The organism is Virgibacillus litoralis (genome assembly GCF_017873675.1).
GTDB lineage: Bacteria > Bacillota > Bacilli > Bacillales > Amphibacillaceae > Lentibacillus > Lentibacillus litoralis.
The window spans coordinates 62,179-80,847 of record NZ_JAGGKK010000012.1 but is presented as its reverse complement, the minus strand read 5'-3'; the positions used below and the strand labels follow the sequence as shown (position 1 = coordinate 80,847).

The window sequence follows — 18,669 nt, the reverse complement described above, 5'->3', positions numbered from 1 at the left end:
AGGAGCTGATTATATGCACGATTTACAAAGGAGACCAAAACTTAGCAGACACTTATGGGTCATTTACCTTTTGTCCATTACATTGCTTGGATTTATTTGGTATTTCCAATGGATGCTAGGATTATTGATGGCATTGCTATTAGCAGCGTCGATTTATTATAGTATAAGAACGGAAAGAACTCTGCAGAATGAAACTGAAGAATATATAGCTACACTTTCCCATCGAATTAAACGTGTTGGGGAAGAGGCTTTGTTGGAAATGCCAATAGGAATCATTCTGTATAATGAAGATTATTTTATTGAATGGGCAAATCCTTACATGAACCGTTTTGCTGATGATGATACCTTAGTTGGGAAATCAGTTAATACGCTATCTGATGATTTAACTTCAAGAATTAAAGAAAGTAAAGATGAATTATGGTTCAATGTGGAAGGATATGAATTTCAAACAACAATAAAGAAGGAAGAACGGTTACTATATCTGTTTGACCGAACGACACAATCGGAAATACAAACGCTATACCAAAATGAGCAGACTGTTCTGTTAGTAATTTTCCTTGATAACTACGAGGAAATTACTCAAAACATGGATGATACGTTAAAGAGTCAATTAAATTCAAAGGTTACCTCTGTGTTAAATAATTGGGCACATGATTATGGAATATATATGAAACGAACGTCTCAGGATCGCTTTCTGGCTGTTTCGACAAAAGAAATTCTGGATCAGCTGGAAAAATCAAAATTTGATATTCTGGATGAAGTACGTGAACTTAATGCCGAACAAAACATTCCGATTACATTGAGTATTGGGATTGGTCTAGGAAGTGTCGAACTTCCAACGCTTGGTGAATTAGCACAATCGAGCCTTGATTTGGCACTAGGTCGGGGTGGCGATCAGGTTGCAATTAAAGATGAAGCTGGAAAAGTTCGCTTTTACGGTGGACGTACCAACCCAATGGAAAAACGTACCCGCGTACGGGCGCGTGTTATCTCCCATGCACTAAAAGAACTCATTAAAGAAAGTGATAATGTTATTATTATGGGCCATAAATCACCAGATATGGATTCGGTTGGTGCAGCAATTGGTATATTAAATATTGCTAAGACCAATGGTGTTGAAGGATATATTGTATTGGATCCAGATGACGTAGATACAGGTGTTTACCGACTTGTTGAGGGAATAAAAGAGGATGAAGAGCTATGGGAACATTTCATAGACCCGGAGGAATCGGAAGCAGTAATAACGAGCAGAAGTCTTATTGTAGTTGTTGATACACACAAGCCATCGATGGTCTCGAATCAGCGCTTGTTGAGTAAAAGTGAGTATAAAGTTGTTATTGACCACCATCGGCGTGCAGAGGAATTTATTGATAATCCAACGCTCGTTTATATGGAGCCATATGCATCCTCTACAGCGGAACTGGTTACTGAATTACTGGAATATCAGCCAAAAAGCCTTAAATTAAAAATGCTTGAAGCTACAGCATTATTGGCGGGGATTATTGTAGATACCAAAAGTTTCACATTACGAACAGGTTCGCGTACGTTCGATGCGGCATCTTATTTACGATCAAAAGGTGCAGATACCGTGTTGGTACAGCAATTTATGAAGGAAGATTTGGATATATATATTAAACGCAGTAAACTAATCGAGCGTGCTGAAGTTTATCGGGATTCGATTGCTATTTCCAAAGGAAAACCAGAAGAAATATATGGTGGCGTATTAATAGCACAGGCAGCGGATACGCTCCTAACGATGAGCGGTATTAACGCATCATTTGTGATATCAGAACGAAGTGATGGCCGAATCGGTATCAGTGCTCGTTCACTTGGAGAAGTAAATGTTCAGATTATCATGGAAAAAATGAATGGTGGTGGGCATTTAACAAACGCTGCCACTCAAATTGAAGATACGACAATAGATGATGCAGAAGCATTATTAAAGGATATAATAGAGGAATATTTTGCAAGTTAACAATCGTTTTAAATGCAATTACAATTAAATTAGAGCTTTTTAGGTTAGTAAAAGTGCAACTATGGCTTGAACTCCAAAGTATAAGGGGTTCTATGAAAGCAAAATAAGCTTTCATAAGAATCCCATTAAAGAATGCCAAGTTTTCTAACGAAGGAGGAGACAAAAAATGAAAGTAATTTTTGTAAAAGATGTAAAAGGAAAAGGCAAAAAAGGTGAAGTAAAAAACGTCTCTGACGGTTACGCACGTAATTATTTACTAAAATATAACATGGCAAAAGAAGCTACTTCAGGTAATATGAAAGAACTGGAAGCTAAAAAGAATAAACAACAGGAAGAAGCGCAGAAAGAAGTTGAAGAGGCTGAGCAACTTAAAGCTAAGTTAGCTGAAATTGATGTTGAAGTGAAAGCAAAATCTGGGGATAACGGACGTTTGTTCGGTTCTATCACAAGTAAACAAATCGCTGAAGTCCTTAAAGAAACTTATGGCCATAAAATCGATAAACGAAAAATCGAACTTGATAGCCCAATCCGATCATTAGGATATACGAATGTACCTGTTAAGTTACACCAGGAAGTAACTGGTACAATAAGAGTTCATGTAGTAGAAGTTTAAGAAAAACAATTATTAACTTGGGAATCCTCTCCAGAAGGGGGAAAATGAATGAGTGAAATTTGGAATGATCGTACACCACCACATAATATAGAAGCGGAACAAGCTGTTATAGGTGCTGTTTTTCTAGAACCTGATGCATTGTCTGCAGCGTCAGAACTGTTAATGCCTGATGATTTTTATCGAGCAAGCCACCAGAGAATATTCGAGGCGATGTTGAAACTATTGGATAGAGGAGAACCAATTGATCTTGTGACGGTAACTACCTCCTTATCGAATGAGAAAAAACTGGACGAGGTTGGTGGCGTTGCATACTTGTCTGATTTGGCAGGCAGTGTTCCAACAGCAGCGAATATACTTTATTACAGTAAAATAGTTGAAGAAAAAGCGTTACTTCGCAGATTAATTCGAACTGCAACAGATATTGTTTCATCCGGTTTTGCAACAGAAGATGAAGTGGAAGATGTCTTAAATGAAGCAGAAAAGAACATTCTTGAAGTATCCGGCAAGAAAAATACTGGAGCATTTAAGGCTATAAAAGACGTCCTTATCGAAGTATATGACAATATTGAACAACTACAACACCAAGATGCTGATGTTACAGGGATTCCAACTGGATATAGGGATCTGGATCGAATTACTTCAGGCTTTCAGAGAAATGATTTAATCATTATTGCTGCACGACCTTCTGTTGGTAAAACTGCGTTTGCGTTAAATATTGCGCAAAACGTTGCTATAAATACTGATGAGAATGTAGCTATCTTCAGTCTTGAGATGGGTGCTGATCAACTTGTTTCCCGTATGCTTTGCGCCGAAGGAAATATCGATTCCCAGCGTTTGCGTAATGGTAATTTGGAGGCAGATGACTGGAGTAAACTAACGATGGCGATGGGAAGTTTATCTAATGCCGGAGTTTATATCGATGATTCTCCTGGAATCCGTGTTAGTGAGATTAGATCTAAATGTCGACGTTTAAAACAAGAAAATGGACTTAGTATGATTCTGATAGATTACCTGCAGCTTATTCAAGGGAATGCCAATTCAAAGGAAAACAGACAACAGGAAGTTTCCGAGATTTCCCGTTCCTTGAAAGCTTTGGCACGTGAATTGAATGTACCACTAATTGCATTATCACAGCTATCACGTGGTGTTGAATCACGTCAGGATAAGCGGCCGATGATGTCTGACTTACGTGAATCTGGAAGTATTGAGCAGGATGCCGACATTGTTGGATTCTTATATCGTGATGACTATTATGATCAAGAATCTGAGAAACAAAATATTATTGAAATCATTATTTCCAAACAGCGTAATGGTCCAGTTGGTAACGTAGAGCTTGCGTTTGTTAAAGAATATAATAAGTTCGTAGATTTAGATCACCGCTATTCCGACAGTGATGTCCCTCCAGTTTCCGCACCAGTATAATGTGGCTGAAACAAAAGTATTTAGTTAAAGTAAAATCCGAACTATGATTCAAAATTCTTGAAATAGAATTTGAATTAGTTCGGATTTTTTATTGCAGATTAGATATTAACTGCGAATGAGAGAAGATTTACTTTTGTTCTAATAATGGTTGAGTGTTTAGCTTCGTTCCGGCAGAATACTTCGCTTTCCATGGGCACGACCTCAGCCTCCTTGCCCCGGCAAGGGGTATGCCGACGTTGTCCGCAAAGGACGGTTTTAGTCGGCCTTCATTTAATCGCTTTTTCCGGGGTCTTCGGAACGTGCTGTTCCCATAGGAGTCTACGTATTCTGCCTCCACTGGAAGAGGCTTCTTGATTAGAGCTTGAAGTATTCTCTATGGCTAAGAAGATTAAGGTAATAGCAATCCCAGCGGAGGAAATACACGTAGACTCCTGTGGGAGCTGAGGCCTAGATGAGACTACGCAGCGACGTAGGAGCAAGGAGGCTCATCAGCCGCCCACGGAAAGCGAAGTATATTTCCTCCGCGGCATAATAGCACTCAAACTTTTTAAAAAGTACGTCGCAGTTTATAGGAATTACGTATTAGATTCAACCATTGATAATGAACGTTCTAAATAACCTATTCTGTTATTATTCGTCTGTAGAGTAGAGATTTTTAGTTATGTCTCAGCCTTTTTTGTTGGCAGTTAAGAAAGTATAAATCCTTTCTTACTACATAAGTGCCACTATGGTATTCACCAAAAAGCCTGGCGAATGCCAAGTTTACTATTCTATAATTATTACGAACAATATAAAAAAATTATGACCTATCGTTCGTGTTTTAAGTTGACATAGTTAATTATTATTGATAGAATTGCGCTGTTACTTAATGAAAAACAAATGATTATATAGTGGAGGTGCATCATGTCCTCAGTAGTAGTAGTTGGAACGCAATGGGGCGATGAAGGAAAAGGTAAAATTACTGATTTTTTATCGCAAAATGCCGAGCTTGTTGCTCGCTATCAAGGTGGTAACAATGCAGGACATACAATTAAATTTGATGATGTAACGTATAAGTTGCATTTGATCCCATCTGGTATTTTTTTCAATGAAAAGACATGTGTATTAGGAAATGGAATGGTTATCGATCCAAAAGCGTTCGTAGAGGAAATTGCTTACTTACACGAACGAAATGTGTCGACTGATAATCTCCGTATAAGCAACCGTGCGCATGTAATATTACCTTATCATCTAAAAATCGATATTCTTCAGGAAGAAGAAAAAGGTGCTAATAAAATCGGTACAACGAAAAAAGGAATAGGTCCGGCGTATATGGATAAAGCCGCACGAGTTGGTATACGTATTGCTGATTTATTAGATAAAGAAACTTTTCGCGTGAAACTTGAACAAAATCTAAATGAAAAAAACCGATTATTTAAGAAAATATATGAAGTTGATCCAATACAAGTTGAAGATATTCTGGAAGAGTATTATGAGTATGGACAACAATTGGCTAAATATGTTTGTGATACATCTGTCGTATTAAATGACGCGCTTGACGGTGGCCGCCGCGTACTATTTGAAGGTGCACAGGGCGTTATGCTGGATATTGACCAGGGAACATATCCCTTTGTTACATCATCAAACCCAGTTGCTGGTGGAGTAACTATCGGTTCCGGTGTTGGTCCAACTAAAATTGATCATGTTGTAGGCGTGTCAAAAGCTTACACAACTCGAGTTGGTGATGGTCCGTTTCCTACCGAATTGAATGATGAAATTGGTAACCAAATTCGCGAAGTTGGTCGTGAATACGGAACAACAACAGGGAGACCGCGCCGTGTTGGTTGGTTTGATAGTGTAGTTGTCGGACATGCACGCCGTGTAAGTGGTATTACGGATATATCGTTAAACTCACTTGATGTATTAACTGGTATTGAAACGTTAAAGATATGTGTAGCCTACAAGCATAAGGGAGAAGTAATTAACGAATTTCCAGCAAGCTTGAAAGTATTAGCTGAATGTGAACCAGTATACGAAGAGATGCCTGGCTGGACTGAAGATATTACAAATGTCAAAAGTATTCATGACCTGCCAGAGAATGCAAGGCATTACCTGGAGCGGATTTCTCAATTGACTGCGATTCCGCTATCTATATTTTCTGTCGGACCAGATCGTTCGCAGACGAATATTGTAAGAAGTGTTTATAGTTAACAAATAGTCCAAAAGAATCAAAACCTCTATCAAATTTGATAGAGGTTTTTTATGTAAAGAATCAGAAATTTCCCTTCAAGAGGAAAGTTGTGCAAGAAAATCTATTAAAATTACGATAATATTTGAACTACTTTCTAGGTTTTGGGTTATTTTTTTACAATATTTTCTTTTTTTCGGGTAAATTTTAAATGTAGTTGTCATTATCTATGTAACATGACTGTAAACTAAGGGCGAAAAAAAGACATAAAATACACCAAAAGTCACCTTTTACACTTTGGGAGAGGCAATAAAAGGCGATTTATGTAAATTAATGGAAGTTATTATACATTTACTTTACATTTTCCTTGACTCTCTTTTATTATCTACCATAACTGTGGTAGATTAGACAATGACATTGGGAAAGTCTTTTGAACTAGAAAATAATTTAAAGTGCAAGAAAGCCTAGTTGCACCTATGCAGTAAAAATGTATTTACTTTTAAACTGCTAAATAAATAAATATATATATTTACGGCAAGGGGGAAAACGACATTGTTTAAAAGGAAGTTAAAACCCACAAACCACAGAACTAACAGACGAAGTACACTTAGCATGCTGCAAAAAGTGGCCATTACGACATGTATCGCGCTTTCTTTTACACTTACAACAGCATATGCAGATGATAATGATGACTCTTTAGAGACTATCTTCCACATTTATGTAGATGGTAAACATGTTGGTAAAGTTGGAGACAAAGAATCTATTAAGGAAATTATAGATGCAAAGGTTAGTCAAAAGAGTAAAGAATATGAGGATTTATCCATATCCATCGGTGAAAAAGTATCATTTGTATCTGAACGTGTTTTTGACCCTACATATGACAATGAAAATGTAGTGAATATGCTCAAAGATGATCTTTCAGCTAAAGCAGAAGCAGTTGAAATCAAAATTGCTGATGAAACAGTGGGCTTTTTTAAAGACCAGGAAACAGCTAATAAAGTATTAAAAGAATACAAGGCAAAATATGTCGATGAAAAGGTACTTGAAAAACTGACCAATAGACAAAGTGATGCTAACAATTCCGACAATGAAGAGAAGCCTAACAAGAATGAACAAAATGAAAATCTTAACCTTGACGTTGGAGATTCTATTATTACAGACGTAGCTCTATCGGAAAAAGTTTCATTTTCTGATGAAAAAGTTAAACCCGAGAAAGTACTCACCGTAAAACAAGGTTTGAAGATGCTAGAAAAAGGAACCTTGAAAGATAAAGTACACAAGGTAGAAAAAGGTGAAGTACTGGGTAGTATTGCAGACCAGTATGAACTTTCAGTTGATAAATTACTAGAGTTAAATAAAAAATTGAAAGAAAATTCGGTTCTGCAGATTGATCAGGAAGTTCATGTTACAGATTATAAGTCATTTGTTGATGTTATCGTCAATGAAGAAAAACTAGTAGAAGAAACAATAGACTATGAAACTGAAGTAAAAGAATCAGATGAAATGTATAAAGGTGATAAAAAAGTTAAGCAAGAAGGACAAAAAGGCAAAAAGGAAGTCCATTACGCTCTTAAAAAGAAAAATGGTAACATAATTAATAAAGAAACAGTAACTGAAGAAACAACGAAAGAGCCGGTAAAAGAAGTTATTATAAAAGGGACAAAAATTGTGCCATCACGAGGAACAGGTGAATTGCACTGGCCAGCAGTCGGGGGATATGTCTCCAGTAATGTTGGTGAGCGTTGGGGGTCAATGCATAAGGGAATGGACATAGCACAGCCAAGCAACCGCTCAATTCTTGCAGCTGATAATGGTACAGTTGTATCTGCTGGATGGGATAGTGGCGGTTATGGTAATAAAATAGTTATTAGTCATAATAACGGGATGAAAACCGTGTATGCGCATCTTTCATCCATTAGTGTAAGTCCTGGACAGACGGTAGAAAAAGGAAGCAAGATTGGGGTTATGGGATCAACTGGAAATTCTACAGGTGTTCATTTGCACTTTGAACTTTACAAGAATGGTTCCCTGCAAAACCCACAGAAATATTTATAGAATAAATAAAGATAGTTTGAGGCTGGCTCCATGGATTAGCGGAGTCAGTCTTTTCATATGCAAGACATTTTAGCCAAAGTACGATAAAATAGAGCTAAGGAATGCTGAAAAGGATGTGACTACAATGAGTCAAAAGATTTTAGTAGTAGATGATGAACAACCAATCGCAGATATTTTAAAGTTCAACTTAGAAAAAGAAGGTTATCAGGTAGTCGTCGCCTATGATGGTGATGAAGCAATTGATCTTGCTGAAACAGAAAAACCTGATTTAGTTCTATTGGATATAATGTTACCAAACAAAGATGGAAATGAAGTTTGCCGTGAAATTAGAAAGACTCAGTCTATGCCAATTATCATGTTAACTGCTAAGGATGCTGAGATTGACAAAGTGTTAGGTTTAGAGCTAGGAGCAGACGATTATGTGACGAAACCTTTTAGTAATCGCGAGATAATCGCAAGGGTCAAGGCTAATTTGCGCAGACAGCAGCAATTGCCTGATGACGCGGTTAAAACAACCAAGAATATTGAAATTGGAAAACTCGTAATACACCCTGATGCATATGCAGTTACACGAGATGGTGTGCAGATGGAGTTGACGCATCGCGAATTTGAGCTGCTGCATTACTTAGCACGTCATACTGGACAGGTTATGACACGTGAACATTTACTTGAAACAGTGTGGGGTTATGACTACTTTGGCGACGTCCGGACAGTGGATGTTACCGTAAGACGCCTTCGTGAGAAAATTGAGGAAAATCCAAGTAATCCAATGTGGATTGTTACACGTCGAGGTGTGGGATATTATTTACGCAAGCCTGAACAGGAGTAGGTTTTATGCATAAAGTTGGTTTTTTCCGTTCGATTCAATTAAAATTCATTATTATCTTTATATTGCTGTTGCTTGTGGCAATACAGGTTATCGGGTCTTATTTTGCAAGAGAATTGGAAAAAGAGCTGGTTAAAAACTTTGAGGAATCGATTGAATCGACGGTTGATATCTTACAGGTAAATATGGAACAGGCATTTAGCAAAGAAAGACCTGAAGACGGAGAAGGACCGACACTTAAGCAAGAAGTTCAGGATATTGTAAGAGTGAATGACACGGATAATATTATTAACATTCAAGTAGTTGATATGCAAAGCAGAATTATCGCTGCAAGTAGTAGTTCAAGCAGCGGTAATATCGGAAAAAAAACGACAAGTGACTTTATAAAGAATACTCTGCGTTTCGGAGTTCCTGATTCTGACAAGGTATATAATACGGAAAGAAACTTAATTTATCGCAGGGTAGTACCAATAACAAATGATGAAGAGACACAGGTTGGCGCTCTTTATATAGAATCCTCAATCAGTAGCGTTTATAACCAGATGGAGGATATTAATAACATCTTTTTACGGGGCTCAATATTAGCAATAACGGTATCGGCCTTTCTGGGAATTCTTGTTGCCAGGACGATTACAAAGCCAATTATGGAAATGCGAAGGCAGACACAAACAATGGCTAGAGAAGACTTTTCTCAGAAAGTAAATGTTTATGGGTCGGATGAAATTGGTCAGCTTGCTGAATCTTTTAATGATTTAAATGCAAAATTAAAACATTCAAGAGCTTCAACTGAGGAAGAACGGCGAAAGCTTAGCTCTGTATTGTCCAATATGTCTGATGGTGTAATTGCTACTGATAAGTCAGGGGCAGTTACTTTGATGAATGATGCAGCAGCAAGGCTTATTGGCAGGAGTCCTGAGGAAGCACATGGCAGTTTTTTACTTGATGTACTTGAGTTGGATGAAAAGACTGTGGATATTACCGATTTGCCAGATAGCGGTTCTATGATTATTGATTTTAGTGATCAAGATAATTTCTTTTTAATTCGTGCAAATTTCTCTACGATTTCGGATGATGAAGCGGATATCACAGGGTTTATCACAGTGATTAGTGATGTTACCGAACAGGAAAAAGTAGAGCAGGAACGCCGTGAATTTGTCTCAAATGTATCCCATGAGCTACGTACACCACTTACAACAATGCGAAGCTACATTGAAGCTTTGACAGAAGGTGCGTGGGAGGATAAGGAAATTGCGCCCAAATTCTTGAGTGTAACCCAAAATGAAACGGAACGCATGATCCGTATGGTGAATGACTTGTTACAGCTTTCTAGAATGGATGATAAAGATTATTCACTACAGAAGGAAAAAACTGAATTTATCACATTCTTCCATCATGTAATTGATCGTTTTGATATGAATGTCTCGGAGAATATTACCTTACAGCGTGAATTACCGAACGGTCAGTTCTATGTGTGGATGGATAAAGACAAAATGACCCAAGTTCTTGATAACATTATTTCTAACGCTATTAAATATTCACCAGAGGGTGGAACAATTCGTTTTAATGTAGTGAAGCAGAACAATCAAATGCTGGCAAGTATTGAAGACCAAGGTATGGGTATCGCATATGAAAAGCTTAATAAGATATTTGAACGTTTTTACCGAGCAGACAAGGCCAGAACTCGTAAGTTTGGCGGGACAGGCCTGGGCCTTGCGATTGCTAAGGAAATGGTTGAGGCACATCACGGTAAAATATGGGCTAAAAGTAAAGAAGGTAAAGGGACTACCATTCTCTTTACACTTCCGCTAATGAATAAGAAGCGGAGGGGTAAAAAATGAAGCTTGAAACAATAAAGTCATATATATTGGTGGTATTAGTAGGAGTAAGTCTTTTACTTACGTTTGCTTTATGGAGTAGTCAGCCTGAATACCCGATTGTAAAAACAGATGAGTTTGTTGATAGTGTAAATCTTGGAGGTAAAAAGGAAACCAAGAAAACTATAATTGAGCCGAAGTCTGTTATTTTCCAGAATAATGATAACTATTACAGCTTTACGGACCAAGTAGACCGAAAATCATTTTACGAGGATATGCAGTCGTGGGTTCTTTATGAATTTCAAACTAAAAGCACAGGCGAAAGACCATCAGAAGAAAATCAGCTGGAAATTATTTTTCCAGAAGCTTTACCAATGGAATTAGCAGGTGACTTATTTACATTTAACTCGGATGTTTATTTACCCGATTGGAACTTTAAACGATTGTTTATTACATTTAATAGAAATTCCTCTTCACTGAACATTATGTTCAAATCATCAAATGGTGAAAAGCAGGCAACAGCAGTTGTAAATAATCCTGATAAATTTGAGAGATTATGGAGCTATCTTACAACATTTGAGGGTTTAACAGAGTATTTGCAAGTTGATTTAGCTGGATCACCAATCTATATTCCAAAACATAAGGTTGTTGAACCAAGAAGATCGATAGCCGTTAGAGAGATTAATTCTAATTTGATGATAGATGCATTATTTAATAACACTGATATTGTGAGAGGCACTCAGGTTAGTGAAAATGAGGTTTACTATACTGATAGTGCACGAGGAATTATGCGTGTTTACCAAAACAGAAGAACGATGGTATTTCAAAATCCAATCAAGTCACCGTACGAGCAAATGAATTCAAATGAACTTATTGAACGGAGTATCACAAATATTAATGAGAACAATGGATGGACAGATGAATTTAATTTGATGGGCATTAATATGACATCGAATACAATAAGCTATCAAATGTATTATGAAGGACTTCCAGTATTTAGCAATACAAATTCGTCTATAATTCAGCAGCAATTCCGCGGGTCGGAGCTAAACCAATACAGTCGCCCATTATTTACACTGAATAATTTGCTTGGCGGTGACGATTCAATTGAGCTGCGATCAGGCAGTGATGTGGTAATTTATTTAGAGAATAGTTCAAGATATAAAATGGAAAATGTCAATGATATAAAAGTTGGTTATCATTTGTCATATCGAGGCAGCGATGATGCGGTAACGTTAGAACCAGCATGGTTTATACATTATAATGGCAACTGGCAGCAATTGAATTTTGAAGATATCACACAACAAAAAGGAGGGAGTTGAGGATGCAATGGAGACAAATCAAGACGTTATTTATCCTCTGCTTTCTCATTTTAAATGCTTATTTGCTGTTTATGTTCTTTGATAAACTAGAAGAACTGGATTATGGATTAGCTGAAAACGAAGAATCATCTACGTTTAAGGAGCAGCTTGAAAATGAAAATATAACCATAAGTGCTAATTTACCTGAGGAAGAGTTAGACAAATCTTATATATCGGTTAATCAAAAATCGTTTACAGACGAAGAAGTGGAATCGTTGAATGGACTTGATGGTCAGCAATCAGAAGTTATTAATGGAAACTTTATCGTGTCTCTGTTTGAGGAGCCCGTTACGATACCTGAAAATGCAGATAATACGCTGATAAGTGAAATTGTAAAAAGTAAAATTTTGTTGCCTGATAATTACACATATGGTACATGGAACGAAGAGATGAATATACTTGTTTTCTTCCAGGAAAAAAATGGTCTTCCAATTTACTATAATCAAAACGGAATAGTTGTTGTTTATCTAAATAACGATAATGAAATGCTTTTCTACACACAGACAGTATTAGGGGAGGCTGAATCGCCAACAGATACAGAGTCACTCATTAAACCCATGAGTGCAATACAAGTATTATTTGATGGCAACAGGCTCTTGGCTGGTGATGAAATAACCGATGTTAACATGGGTTTTCATACACGAATACCCCTATCCAGTGGTGAGCAGCTATTTGCACCGACATGGACGATAACGGTTAACGACAATGAGAACTTTTATGTGAATGCTATCGAAAACCTGGTATTTTCCAGTGATGAAATGACATTTTTAACCCAATATATAACAGATACAACAGAAACACTTCAAGAACTTAAAGATGGTAATGAAGTAAAAGAATTTGTATTAAATCATTTAAATACAAAGCTAATAGATAAATCGGAGTGATACAGAATGACGTTACGTTTTAGTGTGCTCGCTTCAGGAAGTACGGGAAATGCCTTTTATATTGAATCTGATCAAGAAAAGTTGCTAGTCGATGCGGGATTAAGTGGAAAGCAAATGGATCGATTACTTGGAGAAGTTCAAGTTAATCCCTCGAGCCTTACGGGAATCCTTGTAACACATGAGCATAGCGACCACATAAAAGGACTTGGAATTATCGCCCGAAAATACAACTTGCCAATTTATGCAAATGATAAAACCTGGAAGGCGATGGAGAACTCCATTGGTACCATTTCATTAGATCAGAAATTTCATTTTAATATGGAAGAAATAAAAACATTTGGTGATATTGACGTGGAATCATTCGGAGTTTCTCATGATGCTGCAGAACCAATGTTTTTTACATTTCGTCAAAACGGTAAAAAGGTAGCACTAGTAACAGATTTAGGTTATGTGTCTGAACGAATTAAGAAAACAGTTGAAGATGCGGATGCCTATATATTTGAGGCTAATCATGATGTGGGTATGCTTCGGATGGGTCGTTATCCATGGAATGTGAAGCGGCGTATATTAGGTGATAACGGCCATGTTTCCAATGAAGATTGTGGACTTGCTTTAGCCGATATAATTAGTAACCGAACTAAGCGTATTTATTTGGCCCATCTGAGCCAAGATAACAATATGAAAGATTTGGCTCGCATGTCAGTTGACAGCATGCTGCATGAACGTGGCATAAAGCTGGACTTATATGATACAGATCCAAAAACACCAACTACTTTATATGAAGTTGGTTAATAAATCACCAATTTTGGTAATACTATAGAAATAGCTACTGATAAAGATCTTTGTTAGAAGTAAGTATAAAATGCGAAGTACTGTGGAAAAATTTTTTAGCCTTTTTTCTAGTTCTAAAGAGGGTAGAGTGCTTCAACTCGTTTCGGCAGAATACTTCGCTTTCCATGGGCACGACCTCAGCCTCCTCGTGACGCTCAGAACGCTTCTTCCGGGGTCTTCGGAACGTGCTGTTCCCATAGGAGTCTACGTATTCTGCCTCCACTGGTTGAGATGTCACTGTGAAGGTAAGTAATTTTCCATAGCTCGAATAAAAAAAACTGCACGTCTTTAAAATATTTACTAATTGTTAGGATAAAGTGAGTACAATCCAGCGGAGGAAATACACGTAGACTTCTGTGGGAGCTGAGGCCTAGATGAGACTACGCAGTGACGTAGGAGCAAGGAGGCTCATCAGCCGCCCTAGGTGCGCGAAGTGTATTTCTGGAGCGGCATCATAGCACTCAAACTTTTCAAAAAGTACTTCGCAGTATATATCAACTGCGAAACTTAAAAGATTAAAATTTACGAACAGAGCCTTTATGAAAAAGGGGATGGTTCAATGGGTTATTTTGATGATGACTATCAGCCTCCAGACCAAGATAAAAAACGAAGCCGATGGCTAGTTCCTGCCCTAGCAGGAATTATTATTGGTATGGTTATTATTTTGGTTGCTTTACCCAGCTTATTGAAATCAGATGTATTACCAAAAGCGTGGACTGCTCCTGTTGAAACTGCAAATGACAATACAGGTAACAGCCCCGAATCAAGCGGCTACGTTTCTGTTGATGTTTCAACTCAGATAACAGATGTTGTGGAAAATGTGTCACCTGCAGTAGTAGGTGTTGTAAATATACAACATCAGGGTAATTTCTGGGAAAAGCAAGAGGGAAAAAATGGTCAAGGCGGGCAGAACCAGGGAACAGGGTCAGGAGTCATTTATAAAAAAACGAATGATTATGCCTACGTTATTACAAATCATCATGTGATCGATGGGGCAGATACAGTTGAAGTGGTTTTATCGAATGACAATCATATAGAAGCAGAAATACTTGGTAGTGATTTGTTTTCCGATTTAGCTGTACTGCGGATGGATGGTAAGCAAGTCGAAAAAACAATTGAAATGGGGACATCTGAAAACGTTAAGGTTGGCGAACCGGCAATCGCAATTGGTAATCCATTAGGGATGATGTTTTCAGGTTCTGTAACACAAGGAGTCATAAGTGGGAAACAGCGTACAATACCACAAGATTTTAACCAAGATGGACGTGCTGACTGGCAAGCCGAAGTAATACAAACAGATGCTGCAATTAATCCGGGTAACAGCGGTGGTGCCTTAATTAATATCGAGGGAAATTTGATTGGAATTAATTCGATGAAAGTCAACCAGGAAGCAGTAGAGGGAATTGGGTTTGCAATTCCGATTGATTCTGCCAGACCTATAGTAGATGAGCTTGAAAAGTCTGGTAAAGTCACAAGGCCATACTTAGGTGTTGAAATTTATTCACTTGAGGAAGTACCGCAAACAGAATGGGATGAAACCTTAAATCTCCCTAAGGACATAAATGGCGGCGTTTATGTATGGAGTGTTGAGTCATTATCTCCTGCAGATAATGCAGGAATAAAACGGCTTGATGTAATTGTAGCTGTTGGTGGCAAGGAAGTAATGAATATCATTGATTTGAGAAAGGTTTTATATCGGGAAAAAGAAGTCGGTGATTCATTAAAGGTTACTTTTTACCGTGATGGAAAACAAAAAGAGACAACAATTAAACTAGGTGAACAACGCTAAGTATAAAATAATAAAACCGATTGTAAAGACTAACTTCCAAAGTTGGTCTTTTTTTATCCACAAACTGTGGATAGATTGTTTATAACATCAATATATTGTGCAGAACATTTATTCTATAACTAAATAAATACGAACATTTGTGCATATGTGGATAAAATTGTGGATAACTATTTGTTTTACCCAAGAATATCTATGTAGTATTATTTCCTATGCTATTTTTATCAGGTGCAATGTTCCCGTTAAACGGATTGCCATTATGAATAGGTATCATTGTGAAAATAAATCCACTGACATACTCTGTTGACATGTTTAAAGAAATAATCCTGCAGCGGGAAACAATGAGTGCCCCACTGCGGCAGGCAATGGGACTGGATTTAAAAATATTTGATCATATTATTACGTCTACAGAAGAAGTCGTTGTTGTAAGGGGATATTGGTGCTATTTTTGTTGTGTTTGCCACCATGAATTTTTAAAGGCTGAATCGTAAAGTACTAGGTAAGTGTTTTGCCTGGCGCGTTCTGCCAAAGTAGTACGAGCAAGATAAGCATGACAATATCAAGCCTTGCTTCAAATGCAAAGGAAAGAAAGCCTTGGTTTGTAGTTAAGATAGGCAGTTTTGTCAGAAAAATAGCTGCTAAAATAATAAATATAAGAGCTGCGGTAGCGCGTTTTAGATACAGTCGACTAACAATCAGTGCGCCGCACACTATTTCTGTGATCGCAACAAGAAAAAGAATTGATTCTGGATATGGTAATCCTATATTGCTGAAAACTATTTTAAAGTCATCAACGAGTAACTTAAGGATTCCGGTTGTGATAAATACGTAGCCTACAGCATAACAAATCCAATTTATTACAGGCAATTTTTTCATTAGTAGTCCACCTCCAAAAAGTTTATATGTTATACATATGCAAGAACATAGACAACCTTGACAACCTTTTTCGATGGCAAGTCCTGATTATTGCTAAGCCCCTTAATAACACTTATAATTCCTATAGATAAATTAAAAAGGAAGTGCAACTTTTGATTAGACGTTTTTTTGCTTACTACAAGCCGCATCGGCGTTTATTTATTATTGATTTCACAGCTGCAGTGTTCGTAGCGTTATTGGAGCTCGCTTTTCCGATAGCTGTTCAGGAATTTATTGATAGACTATTACCAAAAGATAACTGGAATTTAATTATCATGGTCAGTATTGGATTATTACTCATTTATTTACTCAGTACATTTTTGCAATATGTTGTAACATACCTTGGTCATAAACTTGGTGTCAATATTGAAACGGATATGCGTCAGGACTTGTTCCACCATGTTCAACGTCAGTCATTTCGTTTTTTTGATAACACAAAAACAGGACATATAATGAGTCGAATCACCAACGATTTATTTGATATTGGAGAGCTGGCACACCATGGACCAGAGGACTTTTTCATTGCGATTATGACGTTCGTCGGCGCATTTTGGTATATGTTTTATCAGAATGCACAGCTGGCATGGATTATTTTAATTGCCGTACCTTTTTTAATCTTCCTGATTGCTTATAGTAACATTAAAATGAATAAGGCCTGGCGTGCAATGTACCATGATATTGCAGAAGTGAACGCACGGGTTGAAGATGCTGTTTCAGGTGTCAGGGTTGTACAATCATTTACCAATGAAAAATTTGAGATGGAACGTTTTACAAAGGACAACTACAGTTTTCGTAAAGCAAAAGTTGGAGCTTACAAAGTAATGGCATTTGTCCATTCGAACATATACATGATGATGCGCCTGATCGTTATAATCGTGTTAGTAGTTGGTGCATGGCTTAGCTTTAACAATGAAATTACAACGGGAGAACTAGTTGGTTTTGTACTTCTTGTTAATGTGTTATTCAAACCGATAGAGAAGATTAGCGCCTTGCTCGAGTTATACCCGAAAGGAATGGCAGGGTTTAAACGTTTTACAGATTTATTGGACATAGAACCAGATGTCGTTGACCATGACAGTGCAAAGCCAGTCGATGCATTAAAAGGAAATATCGCATTTGAGGACGTTACGTTTGGTTATGAAAAAACACAAGCACCTGTTCTCAAGTCTCTCAGTCTAAACATTCAATCAGGTGAAACAGTTGCGTTTGTCGGACCATCAGGAGCTGGTAAAACAACGATTTGTTCACTTATTCCAAGGTTTTATGATGTTGATGATGGGAGCATTAAGATTGATGGACTGGATCTTAGGGATATGACGAAAGAATCGTTACGACATCAAATAGGTGTTGTGCAGCAGGATGTATTTTTATTTACCGGTACATTAAGAGATAATATTGCCTATGGAAAGCTTGATGCAACAAACGAGGAAATTGAATATGCTGCAAAACAAGCACATATGGAGGAATTCATACAAGAACTTCCGGATGGCTATGAGACGCAAGTTGGTGAACGCGGCTTGAAATTATCAGGAGGTCAGAAGCAGCGTATTGCGATTGCACGCATGTTCTTAAAGAACCCACCGATTCTAATTTTAGATGAAGCGACATCAGCCCTGGATACAGAAACTGAAACGATTATTCAAAAAGCACTAACAGAACTTACGAAAGACAGGACTACATTGATCATTGCCCACCGATTAGCGACAATTAAGAATGCTGATAGGATTATGGTTGTAACCAAGGATGGTATTGAGGAAGAAGGAAGTCACGATGAATTATTGAAGCGTAATGGAATATTTGCTCATCTGCATAAGGTGCAGATGCGATAAATAAGTTCATTCTCACAAATCCTCCCTTTGGAAAAAGAGTACTATACAGATAGTAGGAAGATGTATCGAGATGCTCAGGGATAAAGGCGAAAAGCCATTGTTGTTCTTCCAGATGGGGTTTTACCAGTTCGCAAGCTTCAGTAGTATTTAATCGAGACAACTCCATCTGGATCTCCGGCTTTAGTAACAAA

14 protein-coding genes are annotated in these 18,669 nt (G+C 37.5%); 13 read left to right on the top strand and 1 reads right to left on the bottom strand.

Annotated elements, in window-relative coordinates:
- The first annotated feature begins 13 nt into the window (after nt 1-13).
- The 12 genes from J2Z82_RS11505 to J2Z82_RS11450 all read left to right on the top strand — a co-directional run bounded on the left by J2Z82_RS11505 (nt 14) and on the right by J2Z82_RS11450 (nt 16,225).
- Nucleotides 14-1,975 (top strand): DHH family phosphoesterase, encoded by a 1,962-nt coding sequence (locus J2Z82_RS11505; RefSeq protein WP_209480936.1) that lies wholly within the window; start codon nt 14-16, stop codon nt 1,973-1,975.
- 166 nt (nt 1,976-2,141) lie between these two features.
- On the top strand, nt 2,142-2,588 hold the full coding sequence (rplI, locus tag J2Z82_RS11500; protein WP_209480935.1) for a 50S ribosomal protein L9: 447 nt from the start codon (nt 2,142-2,144) through the stop codon (nt 2,586-2,588).
- Nucleotides 2,589-2,636: 48 nt separating this feature from the next.
- On the top strand, nt 2,637-4,010 hold the full coding sequence (dnaB, locus tag J2Z82_RS11495; protein ID WP_209480934.1) for a replicative DNA helicase: 1,374 nt from the start codon (nt 2,637-2,639) through the stop codon (nt 4,008-4,010).
- A 903-nt stretch (nt 4,011-4,913) separates the two neighbouring features.
- On the top strand, nt 4,914-6,200 hold the full coding sequence (locus tag J2Z82_RS11490) for an adenylosuccinate synthase (RefSeq protein WP_092501650.1): 1,287 nt from the start codon (nt 4,914-4,916) through the stop codon (nt 6,198-6,200).
- Between the two features lie 529 nt (nt 6,201-6,729).
- Nucleotides 6,730-8,232 (top strand): peptidoglycan DD-metalloendopeptidase family protein, encoded by a 1,503-nt coding sequence (locus J2Z82_RS11485; RefSeq protein ID WP_245251571.1) that lies wholly within the window; start codon nt 6,730-6,732, stop codon nt 8,230-8,232.
- Nucleotides 8,233-8,356: 124 nt separating this feature from the next.
- A complete protein-coding gene (gene yycF / locus J2Z82_RS11480; RefSeq protein WP_092491037.1) occupies nt 8,357-9,061 on the top strand; it encodes a response regulator YycF in 705 nt (234 codons plus the stop codon).
- A gap of 5 nt (nt 9,062-9,066) precedes the next feature.
- Nucleotides 9,067-10,896: a cell wall metabolism sensor histidine kinase WalK gene (gene walK / locus J2Z82_RS11475; protein WP_209480933.1), complete on the top strand. Its 1,830-nt coding sequence runs from the start codon at nt 9,067-9,069 to the stop codon at nt 10,894-10,896.
- Nucleotides 10,893-12,194: a YycH family regulatory protein gene (locus tag J2Z82_RS11470; protein WP_209480932.1), complete on the top strand. Its 1,302-nt coding sequence runs from the start codon at nt 10,893-10,895 to the stop codon at nt 12,192-12,194. Before walK ends, J2Z82_RS11470 begins: the two co-directional genes overlap by 4 nt.
- A 2-nt stretch (nt 12,195-12,196) precedes the next feature.
- Complete coding sequence (locus J2Z82_RS11465; protein WP_209480931.1) at nt 12,197-13,117, top strand: two-component system regulatory protein YycI; 921 nt, start codon at nt 12,197-12,199, stop codon at nt 13,115-13,117.
- 6 nt (nt 13,118-13,123) lie between these two features.
- Nucleotides 13,124-13,909: an MBL fold metallo-hydrolase gene (locus J2Z82_RS11460; RefSeq protein ID WP_209480930.1), complete on the top strand. Its 786-nt coding sequence runs from the start codon at nt 13,124-13,126 to the stop codon at nt 13,907-13,909.
- A 598-nt stretch (nt 13,910-14,507) separates the two neighbouring features.
- On the top strand, nt 14,508-15,737 hold the full coding sequence (locus J2Z82_RS11455) for a S1C family serine protease (RefSeq protein ID WP_209480929.1): 1,230 nt from the start codon (nt 14,508-14,510) through the stop codon (nt 15,735-15,737).
- A 272-nt stretch (nt 15,738-16,009) separates the two neighbouring features.
- Nucleotides 16,010-16,225 (top strand): hypothetical protein, encoded by a 216-nt coding sequence (locus tag J2Z82_RS11450; protein ID WP_209480928.1) that lies wholly within the window; start codon nt 16,010-16,012, stop codon nt 16,223-16,225.
- 4 nt (nt 16,226-16,229) lie between these two features.
- Here J2Z82_RS11450 and J2Z82_RS11445 read toward each other — a convergent pair whose 3' ends face one another.
- Nucleotides 16,230-16,610, bottom strand: a complete 381-nt coding sequence (locus tag J2Z82_RS11445) for a DoxX family protein (protein ID WP_209480927.1) — start codon at nt 16,608-16,610, stop codon at nt 16,230-16,232.
- A 152-nt stretch (nt 16,611-16,762) separates the two neighbouring features.
- On the opposite strand from J2Z82_RS11445, the gene J2Z82_RS11440 reads away from it, so the two are divergent.
- Complete coding sequence (locus tag J2Z82_RS11440; protein WP_209480926.1) at nt 16,763-18,478, top strand: ABC transporter ATP-binding protein; 1,716 nt, start codon at nt 16,763-16,765, stop codon at nt 18,476-18,478.
- Nucleotides 18,479-18,669: the final 191 nt, after the last annotated feature.

Coding starts and splice junctions, on each gene's coding strand:
- J2Z82_RS11505 (WP_209480936.1), top strand. CDS start 14: ATGCACGATTTACAAAGGAGACCAAAACTTAGCAGACACTTATGGGTC.
- rplI (WP_209480935.1), top strand. CDS start 2,142: ATGAAAGTAATTTTTGTAAAAGATGTAAAAGGAAAAGGCAAAAAAGGT.
- dnaB (WP_209480934.1), top strand. CDS start 2,637: ATGAGTGAAATTTGGAATGATCGTACACCACCACATAATATAGAAGCG.
- J2Z82_RS11490 (WP_092501650.1), top strand. CDS start 4,914: ATGTCCTCAGTAGTAGTAGTTGGAACGCAATGGGGCGATGAAGGAAAA.
- yycF (WP_092491037.1), top strand. CDS start 8,357: ATGAGTCAAAAGATTTTAGTAGTAGATGATGAACAACCAATCGCAGAT.
- walK (WP_209480933.1), top strand. CDS start 9,067: ATGCATAAAGTTGGTTTTTTCCGTTCGATTCAATTAAAATTCATTATT.
- J2Z82_RS11470 (WP_209480932.1), top strand. CDS start 10,893: ATGAAGCTTGAAACAATAAAGTCATATATATTGGTGGTATTAGTAGGA.
- J2Z82_RS11465 (WP_209480931.1), top strand. CDS start 12,197: ATGCAATGGAGACAAATCAAGACGTTATTTATCCTCTGCTTTCTCATT.
- J2Z82_RS11460 (WP_209480930.1), top strand. CDS start 13,124: ATGACGTTACGTTTTAGTGTGCTCGCTTCAGGAAGTACGGGAAATGCC.
- J2Z82_RS11455 (WP_209480929.1), top strand. CDS start 14,508: ATGGGTTATTTTGATGATGACTATCAGCCTCCAGACCAAGATAAAAAA.
- J2Z82_RS11445 (WP_209480927.1), bottom strand. CDS start 16,610: ATGAAAAAATTGCCTGTAATAAATTGGATTTGTTATGCTGTAGGCTAC.